Origin of the sequence: Clostridioides sp. ZZV15-6597 (assembly GCF_020657815.1) — a bacterium.
GTDB lineage: Bacteria > Bacillota > Clostridia > Peptostreptococcales > Peptostreptococcaceae > Clostridioides.
The window spans coordinates 1-1,126 of record NZ_JAGWCT010000226.1; the positions used below are offsets into that span (position 1 = coordinate 1).

Below are 1,126 nucleotides of genomic sequence, written 5' to 3' on the forward strand. Positions count from 1 at the left end.
ATACCTTATGAATAGCGATATTTCTTTGATACAAAATTAAAAATAGTAATTTGAAATAGTTATAATGAATAGTATTAATATATAGATATAGGGAGATTGATGAAATCATGTATGAAAAAGATAAGGTTATATATAATCTGGAAGAATGTGAAAGTCTAGAAAATACATTTTACTTTTCTCAATTTAATACATATAAAAATTTTAAGCTAGTTTCTAAAAAATCTGGAGTAAGTTTATTAGACACATCTGTTTGTGGCATGAATATACACGATATAAAATTGATTGATACAATAGAATGTATGTCATTAGAGGATGAGCAGATGACGGGTAAAAAGTTAATTTTAGTTGGTGATATAAATACTAATATAAGGTTAGAAAATATAAGTAATGCAAAAAGAAATAGGAATTCTACAAAGAAAAATATACTTGAATTAAAAATACCTTTTAGTACATTTATACAAATGCCTAGAGGAATAAAAAATAACGATAAAATTAATTTAAAGTATATTATACAAGATATAACATCATCTATTTTAGATGAAAATAATTTATTTATAAGTGTAACTACAATTATAAGTTATGACAATAATTTTAAAATAAGATAATGTTTAAATTATAGAAAGGTGGGTGCAATGAGAGGTATCAATGAATATGGGGAAAATTTTAGTTATAAGTTATTATCTAGAAGCCCTATAATAACAAAAACTACTTTTAGTAATATTATTTCAAATGATATGAGTGGAAATATTTTAAAGGTAGAAAAATATGTTGATAAAGAATATGCATCTGTATTTGATATTTTAACATATACTATTGTTGTTACAAATATAAGTAATCGCAAAACTGGGAATATATTTTTTAAAGATTATATTTCTAAATACATAAAGTTTATAAATAATACTGTAGAAGTTAATGGTATCAAAAAAGGTGAATTAAATCCACAACAAGGTTTTTACATAGGTAAGATAAATGGAAATTGTAAAAAAATAATATCTTTTAAAAATATAGTATTAGCAAATTCAGCATGCAGGGTTATAGAAAACCACGCTAATATATATTATTATTATAAGTATGACATGGAAAAATTTCCAATGAAAATATCAATAGAAAGTAATCGTGTTTATAC

2 protein-coding genes are annotated in these 1,126 nt (G+C 22.4%); both read left to right on the forward strand.

Annotated elements, in window-relative coordinates; translation table 11 throughout:
* Positions 1-107: 107 nt before the first annotated feature.
* Positions 108-605, forward strand: coding sequence for an SPOCS domain-containing protein (locus KGF52_RS20985; RefSeq protein WP_227841517.1), 498 nt, complete (start codon positions 108-110; stop codon positions 603-605).
* 27 nt (positions 606-632) lie between these two features.
* Positions 633-1,126 (forward strand): DUF11 domain-containing protein (locus KGF52_RS20990; protein ID WP_227841518.1); only part of this gene is annotated, 494 nt, incomplete at its 3' end.